Origin of the sequence: Pseudorhodobacter sp. E13 (assembly GCF_003991405.1) — a bacterium.
Classification (GTDB): domain Bacteria; phylum Pseudomonadota; class Alphaproteobacteria; order Rhodobacterales; family Rhodobacteraceae; genus Pseudorhodobacter.
Map to the genome: position 1 here is coordinate 123,398 of NZ_RPEN01000152.1, position 14,836 is coordinate 138,233.

A 14,836-nucleotide genomic window follows, 5' to 3' on the forward strand; every position below is an offset into this window, starting at 1 on the left:
GAGCGTTGACCATGACAAGCCCCGCCCCCGATACCGCGACCGCCCGCTTTCGTCGGCCCGCCGCCGAGGTGATGCGCCTTGCCCGGATGGGGGCGGGGCATCCGACCCGCCTGTCGTTTCTGCGCGTGCTGTTGCGCCGGATCAAGGCCGAGGGCTGGTTGTGTGACCGCCCCGTCTGGCAGGTGAATGATCAAGGTGTCGGCCATGCCGTTTACCGTGTGCAGGGGCCGCAGTGCTGTTACAGCCTTGTCGCCTTTGCCCATGATCTGCCCGATGACATGCGGTCAGACCGGGTGATCGCGACCGCTTGGGATGCCACCTTCACCCTGTTCGATGGCACCCCGACCGAGGCCGATATCGCCCGGCTTGCCGCCAATGTGCCGCTGCAAGAGGCCGGGCGCATCACCGCCCGCGAATTGACACTGGCGCGGGCCAACCGCTCTGTCCGTTTGTTCGCGCATGTGGTGGCAGCTTTGGCCAAAGGCCAGCAACCCGATGTCGAGGAGATTGACGCGGTGGGCTATCTGATGCGCACCACCGCTGTTTATGGTTCGGGCAAGTTTGGCGCGGCTGACCGGGCCGATATTGCTGCGCGGCCGGAATTGAACGGCCCGTTTCAGGTGGAAATGCTGACCGTCTGGCTGATCCGCGCGTTTACGGTGGATATCGTGGAACATATGGCGCGGGTGGCGGGGGGCGCGCGCGCGGTGCGGCTTGCGCCGGGCATCCGCCGCAGCCTTGGGGTGGGCAATTCCACCGGGCTTGGCATGGCACCTTTTGTGGTGCGTCACCCGATGCTGCTGAACAACTGGACCCAAGCGCGGGAGGAGGCGCTGGCCCGTGTCCGCGCCCAAGCGCGGGCGGATGCCGTGGCGGTTCAGGGGCTGCAACAGGCGCTGCGGGCGGCGGTAGAAAATGCGCGGCTTTGGCAGTCAGAGCATCCTGTGCAGCGCGGCAAGCTGGCCGATCTGCGCCGCGATCTGGACCAGCTTTCCGATCTGTTGCCAAGCTGGGATTGGCAGGTGCCGCACCCGTGGAACGCGCTGTGGCTGTGGGGTGAGGCGCATCTGAGCCTTGAGGGGCAAGAGGCCTTGCTGGCCTTGATGCTGGAACCGCATGGCGCGCTGGTCGATGATCTGGCCGCCGCAATGGGCGCGGATGAAGACGCGATGTTCCGCCTGAATGGTGCGATGACCGTGGGCGCGCTGCGCGATCTGTTGCAGCAGCATTACGGCTGGGCCTTGGCGATGGATTTTGATCGCCCCGAAAACACGGCGCGGTTTTGGTATGTGTCCGAGGAAAAGCTGGAACCGCGTCTGGGCGACCGCACCCGCGAGGAAGGCGCCGCGCTGGAACAACCCTTGTGCATCGCGCGGCTGGCAAGCGATCTGGCCCGCACGCTCGCGGCACGGCCCGCAGCGGAACCCGTGGCAAGCCTGTTGCTGGCCCATCCCGAACACCGCCTGATGCTGCGGCGCGCGCAGATGGCGGCAGGCCACCCCTATGCCGAAATTCAGGACAACCTGATCGGCGCGCAGATGCTGCCGATAGACATGATGCGCTGCAAACTGGCGTTTTTCGGGGCCGACAGGTTCGACCCCCGCTCGGACCGCTGGATCAGGATCAGCCTGTTTCAAGGCGCGGATTACCCGGAAGATATCACCGCAAAGGGGGCAGCATGACCGAACTGGCAGGCGATCAGACGCGCGGGGATTCGACCGCGTTCTTCAGTGGCGGCCAATCCGCCCGGATGTCGCAAAACGAGGTGGCGGCCCTGTGCCTGAAAGCCGCGCGTGGGGCTGGCATGACTTGGGGCATGGCCGAAGAAGCAGGCTTTGCCGCAAGCTGGCTGACCGCGCGCGGGCTGGACGGGCCGCGCCTGTTGCTGGCGCATCTGACGGCGGCCCAAGGCCGGGCCTGGGCCGATCTGTGCCCTGCGGTGGCACCGGGGGCCTGGGCCGCGCCCAAGGGGAAATCCTTGTGCCCGATTGCGCTGGGGGCCACGCTGAGCGATCACGCGGCGCTGGCCACAGGGCTTGGCGCGGCACCGATCAAGGTGGGGCCGGTGGACCAACCGCTTTTGGTGCTGCCCTTCCTTGGCAGCATCGCCGGGGCCAGTGCCGGCACCGTGACCATGGCTTGGGACGGTGGCACGATAGAGGTGGACCCCGCAGGCAGGCTGACGCCCGATGCACTGGCACCGCTGGACGGGAAAACCGGCGTCACGCTGCATTTATCCCTGCGCCATGGGCAAGGGGCGCGCGCAGGCCAACGTGAGCCCGCGCCCGCGATTGCAGCGCAGACCATCGCAGGGCTGAACGCCTTTGCCCTGCGCACGACAGTGCCCGCCTCTGACGCCTCGCGCGCCGGGGCCGGGGCCAGCAGCAGCGACAATGATTGACCAAAGGAAGAATGACATATGACAGTTCAGCGCCTCGACCCCGGCCCTCGGATGAGCGAAGCGGTTTGCGCAGGCGGCCTTGCCTTTTTCGCAGGCCAAGTGCCCGATGATCTGACCGCAGATATCACTGTGCAAACCCGGCAGGTGTTGGACAATGTGGATGCGGTCGCGGCCCGTTTGGGCGGCAGCAAGGCCGATATCGCCTCGGTGCAGGTTTGGCTGGCCGATATGGCCGATTTTCAGGGCATGAATGCGGTTTGGGATGCCTGGGTGGACAAGGCCAACCCGCCCGCCCGCGCCACCGGGGGCGTGGCCTTGGCCCGGCCCGGTATGCGGGTGGAAATGATCGTGGTGATGGCGCTGCCCGGTCGCGGCTGATTTTGGCTGGTCCCGGAAGGGGCGTTCAGCAGGAAACGCTGTGCAGCAAATGCGCCCAATCCTGTGCAAAGACCCGCTCTGGCGTATCAACGCCGCTGCGCGCAGGGGCCGCTTGCGGGGTGGGGCGCGGCCCCAATATTTGGGTATCCTGTGTCTGGGTCAGCAGCGCCGTTTGCCATGCCTCCACCGAGGTATCCGTCACGCCAATCGCGCCATGGGCGAGGTGATCGGTCAACCCATCCACAGGGTTGACCAACAGCCCGCGCCCCGCTGCCATCGCCTCGATCGCGACAAGGCCATAGGCCTCCCAGTTGGACGGCATGGCGACCACATCAACCGCCGCCATCGCGGCAACCGGAACGGCGGCAAAGCCCATGAAGCGGATGCGGCGATCATTGCCCGCAAGACGGCGCAGGGGGGCGGCCTCGGGCCCTTCGCCATAGATATGCAGCGCCAGATCGGGCTGGGGCAGGCGGCGGAAGGCGGCGATCAGCGTATCAAAACCCTTTTGCCGGTCCAGCCGCCCGATGGCCCCGATGACGCGCGCGGGGCGTTGCACTGCTGGCACGGCGCGAAAGGCTGACAGATCGACACAAGACCGGATCAGCGCCAGCCGTGAAGGCGCCACCGCCCCGCTTGCCGCCAGCCAAAGCGCCTGCGCCCGACTGACCGCGACCACCTTGTCAAACAGCCGGTAGGCCTGCCGCAACAGCGTTGCAAAGCGCCGTTTATGCCGCACGTTTTCGGCCACAAAAGCCTGTGTGTAGCTATGCTCGACATGGATAATCGGGGTGTTGGGGTGGCGCGCGCGCAGGGCGGCCAACATTGGCAAGGCCCGCCAACTGATCGCCAGATGCGACACGATCACATCCGCCTTCATCCGGCGACAGGATATCTGCCCGCGCGCAACCTCGGCCAGCCGATGCTGGGCAATCGCGGCCAGCGCCGGGGCGTGCAGCAGATGATCCAGCACCCGCATCACACCGCCGGCGGTGGTGTCATCAACCAGATGCAGCACGCGGAGCAAAGGCGCAGGCACGGTCATGCCCCGGCCCCTGCGGTTTTGCGCCTCCGGGCCAGCCCCATCACACGGCGCAACACCCCCGATCCGAACACCCGCAGCGCCACTGCCGCCGCCAGCGTGACCAACGATTTTGCAGGCTCCTCCAACAGGGGCAAACGCGATTCTGCCAGCCAGGCGCGGGTCAGCGCCAGCGCGCGCGGGGCGTCCAGATCGCTGATGGCGCGGCGGCTGAGGTAACGCAACTGATAGGCCCGCGCGGCACGGGTGTTCACGGCGAAAAAGGCCGGGTTCAGCGGCGAAAGCTTGGTCACCATCCGCTCCCACGCGGCAAGCTGACGGTCGGTTGCCGCCGACAACCCGCCCGCACTGATGCGGTATTGCGTCAACAGGCCCGGCACCCCTTCGAACTGCCAATCGGTCGCAAGGGCGATGCGCAGCCAACATTCGATATCTTCGGACTGGCGAAAGGTTTCATCAAAATACCAATCCCGGCTGGTTTCATGGGCGGGCCGATAGGCGATCTGGTCCAGCACCGCGCGGCGCAGCACCACGGCAGAGCCGTTGCCAATCGGGTTGCGCTTGAAGATCACCGCCGGGTCAATATTGCGCAGACGCGGGCGCTGGGCCTGCCCCAATTCCGCGCCTGCATCATTGATCAATGCCGAGCCGGAATAGCTGATACCAACCGCCGGGTTGGCCTCCAGATGCCGGACATGGCTGGCCAGTTTTTCCGGCAACCACAGATCATCGGCATCGCAAAAGCCGATCACCGCGCCGCGTGCCGCCGCAATGCCGCTGTTGCGCGCCCCGGCCAGCCCACGGTTTTCCTGACGGATAACGCGGATGCGGCGGTCGCGCGCAAATTCATGTGCAATCCGGGCGGTGCCATCGCGGGAGCCATCATCCACGATGATGATCTCAAATTCCGGATAGGTCTGGGCCTGCAAGGCGCGCAGGGTCTGGGCAAGCGTGGCTTCGACATTGAAGGCGGGCACGATGATCGTGGCAAGGGTCATGGCATGGTCTTTCGTTTGAGGTCAGGAAAACAGGGATTGGCGGGTGGCGCGGGGCAGGATCAGCGCCGCAACCGCGCCTGCAAGCGTCAGCACCCCACGCCGCCGAGGCGAGAAAAACCCGCCGGGGCTTTGGCGCAGGCCGATCAGCGCGTGGCGCAAAGCCTCGGTCCGGGCAGCGCCCAGCCGCAGGGCACGGCGGGCCAGATAGCGGTGGTGGATGGCATGGCTTTGCGCGCTGGGCTGGATGCCAAAGCGCGCGGCGGTTTCTATCGCCCGTGCGCGCCCCGCCAGCATTGCCCCCAGATCGGTGGACAGCCCGCCAACAGAGGTGCGGTAATAGGTTTGCAACTGCGGCAGGCCCATGATCTGCGCGCCAAACCCCACCAAGCGGATCAGAAATTCCAGATCCTCATTATGGATCATCGCCAGATCAAACCCGCCAGAGTGCAGAAAACAGCATCTACGCAGGCTGAGATTTGACATCGTGCAGACCGGGTTTTCGCCCAGCAACTGCTGGATGGTCAAAGCCCCCTGCGGCACCGAGGAAAACACCTGGGCATCCTTGGGCGTGGTGTTGAAAAAGCCGATCTGACCAAAGGCACCGTCAACCTGCGGGTCCGCAAAGCATTGCGCAAGCTGCGCCAGTTTGCCGGGCAGCCACAGATCATCGGCATCGCAAAAGGCGATCAGGTCGGCCTTTGCCTGTTGCGCCCCCAGATTGCGGGCGGCGCTGGGGCCTTTGCCGCTGTTGCGCAGGCCCCGGATGCGGGGGTCTGCCTCGGCGGCGCTGGCAATGATGTGCAATGTGTCGTCGGTTGAGCCGTCATCGACGCAGATCGCCTCCCAATCGGTGAGGCTTTGCGCGCGCAGGCTGGCCAGCGTTTGCGGCAAGGTCGCCCCGGAGTTGAAACAGGGCAGGATGATGGAAAACTGCGGCATGGGTCAGATCCTTGCAAGGCGGCGGGAAAAGGCGAAAGACAGCGCGGGAAGCGATGCGCCAACCATCAGAACGGTCGCGACAAGCGCATAGCCACGGGCCACCGCCACCAGCCCGTAAGGCGCGCAGATCGCGGTGTTCAGCATGACGGCAAGGGTGATGGCGATGGTGACCCAAAGTTCAATTTGCGCGCGCCCCGTGGCCCGCAACCAGCCCGCCGCCGCCGACCACAAGGTCGTGGGAATGGCGACAAGACACAGGATCGAGACAACCTCGGCTTGCCCGGCCCAATCGGCGCCCAGCAACAGCGGAACGTAATAAGGGGCCAGCATCGCTTGCAGCACCACAACCGGGGTAATCAGCCCCATCGCCAACAGGATGCTTTGGCGCAGGGCAAGGGTTTTGTCTGTGCTGCTGCACAGATGTGGGAACAGCACGCTGGAAAACGCCGTGGTGAAAGAATTGGCAAGGCTGAGCCCGGCGTTGAAGGCCATGAAGTAAAGCCCCAACGCTTCGGCCCCCATTAGGCTGCCGACCAGCAGCTTGTCGGCTTGCAGCCGCAGCGCCTTGACCAGTTCCACCCCCAGCACCGCGCCGCCAAAGCGGATGAAGGGGCGCAGCGGCGCGCGGCCTTTACTGGTATCGGCTGTCCAAGGGTGCAGGCGGCGCATGGCCAGCAGCCAGAACGGCGCTGTCAGCAAGCGCGGCAAGACCAGCGCCAAGGCCGAAGGCCAAAGCAGCGCCAGCCCCGCCGAGAGCAGGTTCGCGGCCACATTCTGCCCGCCCGCAATCGCCGCCGTCTGGCGCAACTTGCCCGCCCGCATCGCCAGCGCGGTTTGCACCAGCCCTGCGGGCATGAACAGATACTCCCCCGCCAAAAGCAGGATCAGCACCAGAAGTTCCGCGGTGCCCCCCGCTGCATACAGGGCAAGCCCCACCAAAGCCTGCGCCAGAAACAACCCGACACACCAGACCCAGAAGATCCGATGCGCGGTGGCACAGGTTTGCGGCAACTCTGCCTCGGGGGCGGCGATGATCTTTTGGCCGACACCGTTTTCAGTCATCGATTTCAGGATATCGGCGGCGGCAAGGGCGGCTGCGGCCACGCCGATCTGGTCCAGTTCCAGCCCGCGCGCCACCGCCACAACGACCAGCAACCGCGAGGCTTTGGCCGCCACTTCGGATGCGCCATAGGCAAACAGGTTCTGCGCGAGGCGCGGTATGTGAAAACGGGGCGTCATATCGTCGGGTCCAATCCATAGGGTTGCCCGGTTCTACCGCCCTGCCACGCGCCTTGTCCTCTGCGCCCATGGACAGGGATGCGGGACAACGGAACGGCCCCCTATCCGATTGGATGGGTGTTTCGCTCCGTCCGCGCGCTCGACCGGGGCGACCGGCCCGCGTAAAAGTGCCAAAACCAATGATTTCAAGGCGATTGCACGCATGGCTTACACAGCAAAACTCAGTTCAGCACTTCTGTCCGCCCTTGTTCTGGGCAATTGCGCGGGGTTTGATACGCCCGACAATCTGGAACCGGTGGCCACGGGCGACGCCTATCAGGCGCAATACCGCAGCCCGGACAAGCGCCGCGCCCAAGCGGACTTCCTGCGCTCGGCAGATATGAACGCCGCCAAATGCAAACCCTTGCGCGGTGGTGCTGGCGGCAAAGGCCCTGGCGCATCGGCCCTGGGGGGGGAGCGGGTGTCGCGCAATGACCTGATCAATATCCGCGTCGGCGAGGATGAGACGTTTAACGGCGATTATGTCGTGTCGCGCGATGGCACGATCAAGCTGCCCTTTTTGTCCCCCATCCGTGCCCAAGGCCGCCAGACCGCCGAGATAGAGGATGACATTGCCCAGCAACTGATCGCGGGCGCGTATTTCGCAGATCGTCCGCGCATTTCGGTGCGGGTGGCCGATTTCGCCTCGGTATCGGTCGGGGTTGCGGGGGCGGTGTTTGAACCCCATTCCGTCGAAATCGGCGGCACGCCGGGCGATCAGGTCGACAGCCGCCGCCAAGCCGCACTTGGCGCCTCGGGCGAGGGGCGCAACCTGTCGGCGGCCCTGCGCGCGGCGGGTGGGGTGCGGCCCGATGCCGATATCTCGGCGGTGGAGTTGCGCCGCAACGGCGCGCTGCATGTGCTGGATATGCGCGGCGTGTTTGAAGGGCGCAATGTGTCGGATGTGATGCTGCTGACCGGGGATGAGGTTTCGGTGCCCAGCCGCGCCTGTTTTCAAGAAGACCTGATGCGCCCCAGCCCGATCAGCCCGCCCGGCACCTCGCTGTTTCTGTCCAACCTGACGCAACCGGCGGCGGGCAATGCCGTGTCAGCGGTGGGGCGCGATGTGCGCGAGGTGCCTTATGGCACGCGCTATCTGCAAGCGGTGATCAATACCAATTGCGTGGGCGGCGCGCGGGGAAGCAGTGCCGACCGATCAGCGGTGCTGTTTTCGCGCAACCCGGTGACGGGCGTTTCGGTGGTGATCGAGCGTGATATCGAGGATTTGCTGCGCCGCGCCGACCGGGATGATTACGACCCCTATCTGCTGCCCGGCGATTCCCTTGCCTGCTATGACAGCGCCATCACCAATGTCGGAGAGGTCGGGCGCGTGCTAGGCATCCTTGGGGCGGCGGCGACCGCGTTCTAGGCCTTGTCGCGGGGCCGTGGGGCTTCGCGCCGCTCGGCCCGCAGATAGGGGCGGCTGGCGGCCCAGATCGCGGGCAAGGCTGCAATGGCCGCTTGCACGGCAGCTTTGTCCCCGGTCTTCGCGGCGGTTTTCGCGGCGGTTTCCACGGCGATCAGCCCGGCCCGCAGGTCCACTGCACCCATGGTGGCGGCGCTGCCCGCGATGCGATGGGCGCGGGCGGCGATATCCTTTGGTGCCATATCGGGGCTGGTGCCCAGATCGGTCAGGGTTTGATCTACCTCGGCGATAAAGCGGTCCAGCAGGCCTTGCAGGGGCGCAACCCCCAAACTGTCACGCAATTCGTCGATATAGTGCCGCGCCACCGGGGCCGGGCTGGGCTGCCCCTTTGCGCCCGGCGGGTCTGCGGGCTGGCCGTGATTGGCGATGACGGCCAGCAAAGCCTCACGCGTCAGGGGTTTTGTCAGGATGTCATTCATCCCGTCCGACAAAAAGGCCTGTTGTTCCTCGGCCATGGCATTGGCGGTGACGGCAATGATCGGCGTCTGCGCCGACAGGCCCTGACCGGCCCGAATGGCGCGGGTGGCGCTGCGGCCATCCATCACCGGCATGCTGATATCCATCAGGATCAGGTCAAATCGCTGCGCCTGCGCCAGATCCACCGCAAGCTTGCCATTCGGGGCCTCGGTCACGCGATGCCCGGCGGCGGCCAGCATTTCGCGCGCGACGACGCGGTTGATCTCATTATCCTCTACCAACAGCACCGAGCGCGCCTCAGCATGGTCCGGCGCGATTTTGGCCTGATGGCGGGCATCGGGGGCGGCAATCGGTTCCACCGGAAAGCGGATGCGGAACGTGCTGCCGATGCCTTTCTCGCTTTCCACCTCGATACTGCCCCCGAGCGCCTTGACAAAACGCTGCGCAATACCAAGCCCAAGGCCCGTGCCCCCGGTTTCCCGGTCATATGCGCTGTTGCCCGTGGCAAAATCATCAAAAATCTGCGCCTGAAATTCCGCGTCGATGCCAATGCCCGTATCGCGCACGCTGATTTGCAGATCGGGGTTGCCGCCATCGCGGCGGATCAGTTCCACCTCGATCGAGACACTGCCATCGCGGGTGAATTTCACGGCATTGCCCACCACATTCATCAGGATATGCTGGATGCGGTCGGGGTCGCTGCGCAGCCAATCCGAGGCCGGGCCAAGCCAGCCCCATTTCAGGCTGGTGCCATTGGCCGAGGCCGCCCCGCTTTGATTGTCGACGATATCCTGGATCAGGGCGCTGATATTCATCGCCACCGGACGCAGCCGCAATTTGCCCGCGTCATATTTGGTGATGTCCAGCACATCGGAAATATGGCTCATCAACAGCTTGCCAGAGGTTTCCATGTTCTTGATATACCGCGCCTGCCGCGCGCTCAGGCGGGTTTCGCGCAGCAAGGACAGATTGCCCAGTAGGCCGTTCAGCGGTGTGCGGATTTCATGGCTCATGGTGGCCAGAAAGTCGGTTTTGGATTTTTCGCCCGCCAGCGCGCGGTCGCGGGCCTCCAGCAGGTCTTTTTCGGCGCGCACCCGGTGCGAAATGTCGCGCAGGAAGGCGATGAAAATCTCGCCCGCATCGGTGTCGGCGGATTGGATGGCGAATTCGACGGGGAAAATCTCGCCATTGGCGCGCTTGGCTTCCAGCTTGATCCGGCCTTTGGCAACCACCCGCTTTTCGCCGCCCGCGCGCATCCGTTCCATCCCGGCCTCATGCGCGGCAAGATACTGATCGGGCACGATCAGCGCGCCCAGCGTTTTCCCGATGGCATGTGAGGCAGGATGGCCGAAAATCTGTTCGGCGGCGCTGTTGTAATCCAGAATGATCCCGTCCTGATCGCTGACGATCACCGCATCCAGCGCGGTCTGCATCACGATTTTCATCCGTGCGCTGGCCTGCACCACCTCGGCGCGGCGGCGGATGTTCTGGCTGTTCAGATAGCTGAGGTAAAACGTCAGCCCCAGCAGGGCCAGCAGCAAGAAGGTCACCCCCGCCGCCATCTGCGTCAGCGTCACGGCGACATTGTTGCGGCGGCGATCCGAATCCTCGGCAAAGAAATTCAGCCCCGCATTGGACAACATGCGCACATCGCCCCGGCTGTCCCGTGCCTGTTGCAACAGATCAGGCAGCGCTTGTGTCAGGGTCGCATCATCGGCGTCTATCGCCTCGACCGAGGCGTCGAGGAAAAACTGCACCTTGCCCAGCGGGTCCAGAAACGCCGGGCTTTCGCGCAAGGTGGCGTAAAGCGAGGAATAGCGCAGCGTATTGACGCGGCTATAAAAAATATCAAATTCGCGCCGCAGCGTTGTCAGATCGGGCGGGCTGTCGCGCAAGGCGCGTTCGAGGTGCAGCTCATATTCCAGAAACTCCACCTCGGCCTGTGACAAGGTCCATTGCACATTGTCCGAGCTGGCAGAATTCAGCAGCCGCAAATCCCGCGCCACATTGATCGCCATCAGCACAATCGCGACCACGCCGATGGTGCCCAGCAGCACGGAAAGCCCAAGCCGGGCGCGGCGTGCTGTCCGCGATCTAAGCTGCACCATCCTTTGCCCTTTCAACAGGGCGGCCCCGGAATAAAACCAGAGCGCCGCCGCCCGCCGTTATTCTATCGCCTCAATCCGGTCGAGTTGCCAGATGCTGCGGGAATAAATCACCTCGCTGCGGTATTCGGCAGAACTGTCATAGGGATAGATGATCCACAGCGGCCCCTTGTCGCGCACCGACATCGTGGCCCCATCCATCTTATAGGCGATGATCGGGCCGTTTTCGACTGCATCGGTCAGCGGAATATCCACCGCGTAATCATTGATCGCCAAGGCGCGCAGCGTGCTGCCCGTGATGCCCAGCCGGTCAACCAAGGTCGCCAGCGCGACGCCGTCAAAGCGGTGGGTGCCTTCGGTCCAGATGGTCGAGGTTTCCACCGTCGTGGCCTCCATCGCCTCCAGCATCTCCAGATCGAACTGGGCGGCGCCTTCGGCATTGGTGGCGGCAATCTGGCCCGAAACGGTCAGGATCACGGTGCCTTTGGGGGTGGCAAGATCTTCGGCCCAAAGCGGGGCAGCAGTCAGGGCAAGGGCAGCGGCGGTGTGAATGAGGGTGCGAAACATGGCAATATCCTTTGTGGCGTTGCGGCCACCCTACAGCATTTGCGCCGCGATCTCTTTGGGTCAGACGGATAGCACCCTACCCGTTTGGATAGGGTGCGCGCCGGTCAGGCGGCTTGATGCAAGGGCGCGCGGCGCTGATCGAGAAACTGGCTGAAGCCTTGCTGCAAATCCGGGCGATCCAGCGCAAAGGCGGCGGTGGCCTGCACAAAGCCCTGAACCGAGCCGCAGTCAAAGCGTTCGCCGTCAAACCGGTATCCGGTGACGCCAGCCGTGTCCACCTCGGCGTTGATGGCATCGGTCAGTTGCAACTCTCCGCCCGCGCCGGGGCCAAGATGGGCCAGCTTGGCAAAGATCGAGGGTTCCAGAATATAGCGCCCGATGATGGCCAGCGTGGAGGGCGCAATATCGGCGCGCGGCTTTTCCACCAGACCGCGCGCATAGGCCAAGGGACCATCCTCGCGGGCGACATCCAGCACCCCGTATTGCGCGGTCATGGCGCGGGGCACATCCATCGTTGCCACCATATGCCCGCCGGTTTTGGCATGGGCGGCGACCATCTGGCCCAAGGCCCCGGCCTGCCCCCGGATCACATCATCGGGCAGCAAGACGGCAAAGGGTTCATTGCCCACCAAGTGTTGCGCCACCCGGATCGCGTGGCCAAGGCCAAGCGCCTTGTTCTGCCGCACAAAAGACAAGGCCCCTTCGGGCATGCGCGTGCGCTCCAGCGTGGCCAAGGCCTCGGCCTTGCCTTTGGCCTGAAGCGAGTGTTCCAGCGCGGCGGCGGTGTCGAAGTAATCTTCCAACGCGCCTTTGCCTGCGGCGGTGACAAAAATGAATTCTTCGATCCCGGCGGCGCGCGCCTCATCCACCGCGTATTGGATCAACGGGCGGTCAACCAGCGGCAGCATCTCTTTCGGGATGGACTTGGTGGCGGGCAGGAAACGCGTGCCCATACCGGCCACGGGGAACACAGCTTTGCGGATATGTGTCATGATAGGTCTCTCTTTCTTTCGATGTGGGGGGATCAGTAGGCGCCGCGACCCGAGGCAACAGCGCCAAAGGTTTTGGCAATCAGCGCAAGGTCCAGCAGCAGGCTGCGCGAGGCGGCATAGGCGATATCCATCTCGACCATCTGGTCAAAGCCGATGCTGGCGCGGCCAGACACTTGCCAGACCCCGGTGATGCCGGGCTTGACCACCAACCGCCCCAGCGCGCGCTTGGGATAGGCCGCAACCTCGCAGGGCAGGGCAGGGCGGGGTCCGACAATCGCCATCTCGCCGTGCAGCACGTTGATGATCTGCGGCAGCTCGTCGATCGAGAAACGGCGGATGAAGCGTCCAACCCGCGTGACGCGCGGATCGCTGCGGGATTTAAAGCAAATCCCCTCGCGGTCAGAACGGCCCAGCAAATCGGCCCGGCGCGCTTCGGCGTCGGTGGTCATGGAGCGGAATTTGAACATGGTGAACGGCACGCCATTGCGGCCAATCCGGGTTTGGCGGAACAGAACCGGGCCGGGGCTGTCCAGTTTGATCGCCAGCGCGGTCAGCGCCAGCAAAGGCGACAGGGCCAGCAGGCCGCCCAGCGACAGCACCACATCCAGAAAGCGGCGCTGCATATCCGCCCCGGCCCCTTGCACCAAGGCGGTTTTGCCAGCATGGGCCAGAAAGCCCAGATTGCCCGCCAGATAGCGTTTGGCCAGGCGGCGCGGCTCTTGCGCCAGACGCCAGACCCATTCCATCCGCAGTTTGCGCACCGCTTTGGGCGCGCGCACCACCCGGCCCGCCAGAAAATCAAACAGCGCCCCCACGCCCATGGTCAGCGGGGCGTGCAGCCGATGTGCGTGGCGGTGCAGCCACAGTTCCTGCTGCGGCACGCCAAGGGCCACCAGCACGATACCCGCCTCGCTGTCATTGATGTCGCGGATCACCGCTTCGCTATCCGCAGCGCCGCCAAAGCCATCGCGGGTGCCTGCGATGCGCAAGCCGGGGATGGTCTGGCACAGGCGGTCGGCTGCGGCCTCGGCGGTGCCGGGGGTGCCACCGAACAGATAGACCGATTTGCCCAAACGCGCAGCCTGCGCCAGCAAGGCCGGAACCAGATCGGTGCCGTTCAGGTTGGCGGCCAATCGTTGCCCGGTCATGCGGGCGGCCAGCTCTACCCCGATGCCATCGGGCAGAAGCATATCCGCCGCCGCCACCGCTTCGGCATAGGCTTTGTTCTTGCGGCGGATATTGCAGCAATGCGCATTCATGAAGAACGCGCGGCGCTGGCCGGGGGCCAAAAGCGCGGCAATCGTATCTTGCGCGGTTGCATCCACCATATCCAACCCCAATGCGGGCAGGAAAGTGGTGGCAAGGCGGGGCGAGCCGACATAATCGGCGCGGGCAAAGTCTGACGGGAAGCTTGCGTATTTCATCGGGTAAGTCCTTGGGGTTGCGTCTTTTCCTCAAGGTGACGAAAGCTGTGCCCCCGCTCAACCGAGCGGACGGACAGGCGGCGGGGACTTTGGGGTGCGCGCTGTCCCGCGCGGTTTACCAACCTATCCCAACGGAGGGGGGCATACCCGTTCAGCCCCGCGCAGTGCCACGGTTCTGCGCGATTTTTGACGTGCATCAGCCAAGATCAACGGGTAGCAAAGGACAATCAAAGGGAGTGTGAGATGCGCGTATTGATTGCAGATGACCATGATTTGCTGCGGGATACCCTTGTCCTGTTTCTGCAAGCGCAGGGCGATATTGAAACCAGCACCGCCGCCAATCTGGCCGAAGCCTGCAAGGCCATCGAAACCGAAGCGCGCTTTGATCTGGTGCTGCTGGATCTGAACATGCCGGGGATGAACGGGCTTGCGGGCCTGAAACAGGCCATGGCGTTGAAGGGCGGGCAGCGGGTGGCGTTGCTGTCAGGCTCGGCCAGCCGTGAGATTGTGGAACAGGCGCTGGACGCTGGGGCGGCGGGCTTCGTGCCCAAGACCTTGCCCGCGAAATCCATGATCAACGCGGTGAAATTCATGGCCATGGGCGAGCAATATGCCCCTGTCGATTTTATGACGGCCGTTGAAGAAGCCCCCGCGCACCCCTTGGCGCAAAAGCTGACCGCGCGTGAATTGCAGGTTCTCAAAGGGTTGACCGAGGGCAAGGCCAACAAGGAAATCGCCCGCGATCTGGATATCACGGAACCAACGGTCAAGCTGCATATGAAAACGCTCTATCGCAAGCTGGAGGCATCGAACCGCACGCAGGCCGCCATGATCGCACGCGAAGCGGGGCTGTTCTAAGCGCCTTTGCC

Annotated in this window: 13 protein-coding genes; 5 read left to right on the forward strand and 8 right to left on the reverse strand. The window is 64.4% G+C overall.

The annotated features are described in order from the left end of the window. Positions 1 to 11: 11 nt before the first annotated feature. Genes EGN72_RS07695 through EGN72_RS07705 form a run of 3 tightly spaced genes read left to right on the forward strand, consistent with a single transcriptional unit; the run spans position 12 to position 2,779 of the window. Positions 12 to 1,682, forward strand: a complete 1,671-nt coding sequence (locus EGN72_RS07695; RefSeq protein WP_127046209.1) for a hypothetical protein — start codon at positions 12 to 14, stop codon at positions 1,680 to 1,682. Beyond that, positions 1,679 to 2,401 carry a DUF3726 domain-containing protein gene (locus EGN72_RS07700; protein ID WP_127046211.1) on the forward strand — a complete coding sequence of 241 codons (723 nt, stop codon included), beginning with the start codon at positions 1,679 to 1,681 and terminating at the stop codon, positions 2,399 to 2,401. Before EGN72_RS07695 ends, EGN72_RS07700 begins: the two co-directional genes overlap by 4 nt. 18 nt (positions 2,402 to 2,419) lie before the next feature. Then, positions 2,420 to 2,779 carry a RidA family protein gene (locus tag EGN72_RS07705; protein WP_127046213.1) on the forward strand — a complete coding sequence of 120 codons (360 nt, stop codon included), beginning with the start codon at positions 2,420 to 2,422 and terminating at the stop codon, positions 2,777 to 2,779. Between the two features lie 25 nt (positions 2,780 to 2,804). On the opposite strand, the gene EGN72_RS07710 is transcribed toward EGN72_RS07705, so the two are convergent. Genes EGN72_RS07710 through EGN72_RS07725 form a run of 4 tightly spaced genes read right to left on the reverse strand, consistent with a single transcriptional unit; the run spans position 2,805 to position 6,997 of the window. Continuing rightward, positions 2,805 to 3,824: a glycosyltransferase family 4 protein gene (locus EGN72_RS07710; RefSeq protein WP_127046215.1), complete on the reverse strand. Its 1,020-nt coding sequence runs from the start codon at positions 3,822 to 3,824 to the stop codon at positions 2,805 to 2,807. After that, positions 3,821 to 4,819, reverse strand: a complete 999-nt coding sequence (locus EGN72_RS07715) for a glycosyltransferase family 2 protein (RefSeq protein WP_127046217.1) — start codon at positions 4,817 to 4,819, stop codon at positions 3,821 to 3,823. Before EGN72_RS07715 ends, EGN72_RS07710 begins: the two co-directional genes overlap by 4 nt. Before the next feature lie 21 nt (positions 4,820 to 4,840). Beyond that, positions 4,841 to 5,758 (reverse strand): glycosyltransferase family 2 protein, encoded by a 918-nt coding sequence (locus EGN72_RS07720; protein WP_127046219.1) that lies wholly within the window; start codon positions 5,756 to 5,758, stop codon positions 4,841 to 4,843. Positions 5,759 to 5,761: 3 nt separating this feature from the next. Further along, a complete protein-coding gene (locus EGN72_RS07725; protein ID WP_127046221.1) occupies positions 5,762 to 6,997 on the reverse strand; it encodes an oligosaccharide flippase family protein in 1,236 nt (411 codons plus the stop codon). Between the two features lie 202 nt (positions 6,998 to 7,199). Between EGN72_RS07725 and EGN72_RS07730 the strand changes: the two genes are divergently transcribed. Then, on the forward strand, positions 7,200 to 8,405 hold the full coding sequence (locus EGN72_RS07730; RefSeq protein WP_127046223.1) for a polysaccharide biosynthesis/export family protein: 1,206 nt from the start codon (positions 7,200 to 7,202) through the stop codon (positions 8,403 to 8,405). Here EGN72_RS07730 and EGN72_RS07735 read toward each other — a convergent pair. The 4 genes from EGN72_RS07735 to EGN72_RS07750 form a co-directional block, all read right to left on the reverse strand. Beyond that, positions 8,402 to 10,987, reverse strand: coding sequence for an ATP-binding protein (locus EGN72_RS07735; protein WP_127046225.1), 2,586 nt, complete (start codon positions 10,985 to 10,987; stop codon positions 8,402 to 8,404). The genes EGN72_RS07730 and EGN72_RS07735 overlap by 4 nt on opposite strands. Positions 10,988 to 11,044: 57 nt before the next feature. Beyond that, complete coding sequence (locus EGN72_RS07740) at positions 11,045 to 11,551, reverse strand: molybdopterin-dependent oxidoreductase (RefSeq protein WP_127046227.1); 507 nt, start codon at positions 11,549 to 11,551, stop codon at positions 11,045 to 11,047. Positions 11,552 to 11,655: 104 nt separating this feature from the next. Then, complete coding sequence (locus tag EGN72_RS07745) at positions 11,656 to 12,543, reverse strand: UTP--glucose-1-phosphate uridylyltransferase (RefSeq protein ID WP_127046229.1); 888 nt, start codon at positions 12,541 to 12,543, stop codon at positions 11,656 to 11,658. A 32-nt stretch (positions 12,544 to 12,575) separates the two neighbouring features. After that, positions 12,576 to 13,967 (reverse strand): WecB/TagA/CpsF family glycosyltransferase, encoded by a 1,392-nt coding sequence (locus EGN72_RS07750; protein WP_127046231.1) that lies wholly within the window; start codon positions 13,965 to 13,967, stop codon positions 12,576 to 12,578. A 243-nt stretch (positions 13,968 to 14,210) separates the two neighbouring features. Here EGN72_RS07750 and EGN72_RS07755 point away from each other — a divergent pair, with 243 nt between their 5' ends. Further along, the gene (locus EGN72_RS07755; RefSeq protein WP_127046233.1) at positions 14,211 to 14,825 is read left to right on the forward strand and encodes a response regulator transcription factor; all 615 of its coding nucleotides are present in this window, start codon (positions 14,211 to 14,213) and stop codon (positions 14,823 to 14,825) included. Positions 14,826 to 14,836: the final 11 nt, after the last annotated feature.

Bases quoted from the DNA above. Each gene is read 5' to 3' on its own strand.
- EGN72_RS07695 (WP_127046209.1), top strand. From the start codon at position 12: ATGACAAGCCCCGCCCCCGATACCGCGACCGCCCGCTTTCGTCGGCCC.
- EGN72_RS07700 (WP_127046211.1), top strand. From the start codon at position 1,679: ATGACCGAACTGGCAGGCGATCAGACGCGCGGGGATTCGACCGCGTTC.
- EGN72_RS07705 (WP_127046213.1), top strand. From the start codon at position 2,420: ATGACAGTTCAGCGCCTCGACCCCGGCCCTCGGATGAGCGAAGCGGTT.
- EGN72_RS07710 (WP_127046215.1), bottom strand. From the start codon at position 3,824: ATGACCGTGCCTGCGCCTTTGCTCCGCGTGCTGCATCTGGTTGATGAC.
- EGN72_RS07715 (WP_127046217.1), bottom strand. From the start codon at position 4,819: ATGACCCTTGCCACGATCATCGTGCCCGCCTTCAATGTCGAAGCCACG.
- EGN72_RS07720 (WP_127046219.1), bottom strand. From the start codon at position 5,758: ATGCCGCAGTTTTCCATCATCCTGCCCTGTTTCAACTCCGGGGCGACC.
- EGN72_RS07725 (WP_127046221.1), bottom strand. From the start codon at position 6,997: ATGACGCCCCGTTTTCACATACCGCGCCTCGCGCAGAACCTGTTTGCC.
- EGN72_RS07730 (WP_127046223.1), top strand. From the start codon at position 7,200: ATGGCTTACACAGCAAAACTCAGTTCAGCACTTCTGTCCGCCCTTGTT.
- EGN72_RS07735 (WP_127046225.1), bottom strand. From the start codon at position 10,987: ATGGTGCAGCTTAGATCGCGGACAGCACGCCGCGCCCGGCTTGGGCTT.
- EGN72_RS07740 (WP_127046227.1), bottom strand. From the start codon at position 11,551: ATGTTTCGCACCCTCATTCACACCGCCGCTGCCCTTGCCCTGACTGCT.
- EGN72_RS07745 (WP_127046229.1), bottom strand. From the start codon at position 12,543: ATGACACATATCCGCAAAGCTGTGTTCCCCGTGGCCGGTATGGGCACG.
- EGN72_RS07750 (WP_127046231.1), bottom strand. From the start codon at position 13,967: ATGAAATACGCAAGCTTCCCGTCAGACTTTGCCCGCGCCGATTATGTC.
- EGN72_RS07755 (WP_127046233.1), top strand. From the start codon at position 14,211: ATGCGCGTATTGATTGCAGATGACCATGATTTGCTGCGGGATACCCTT.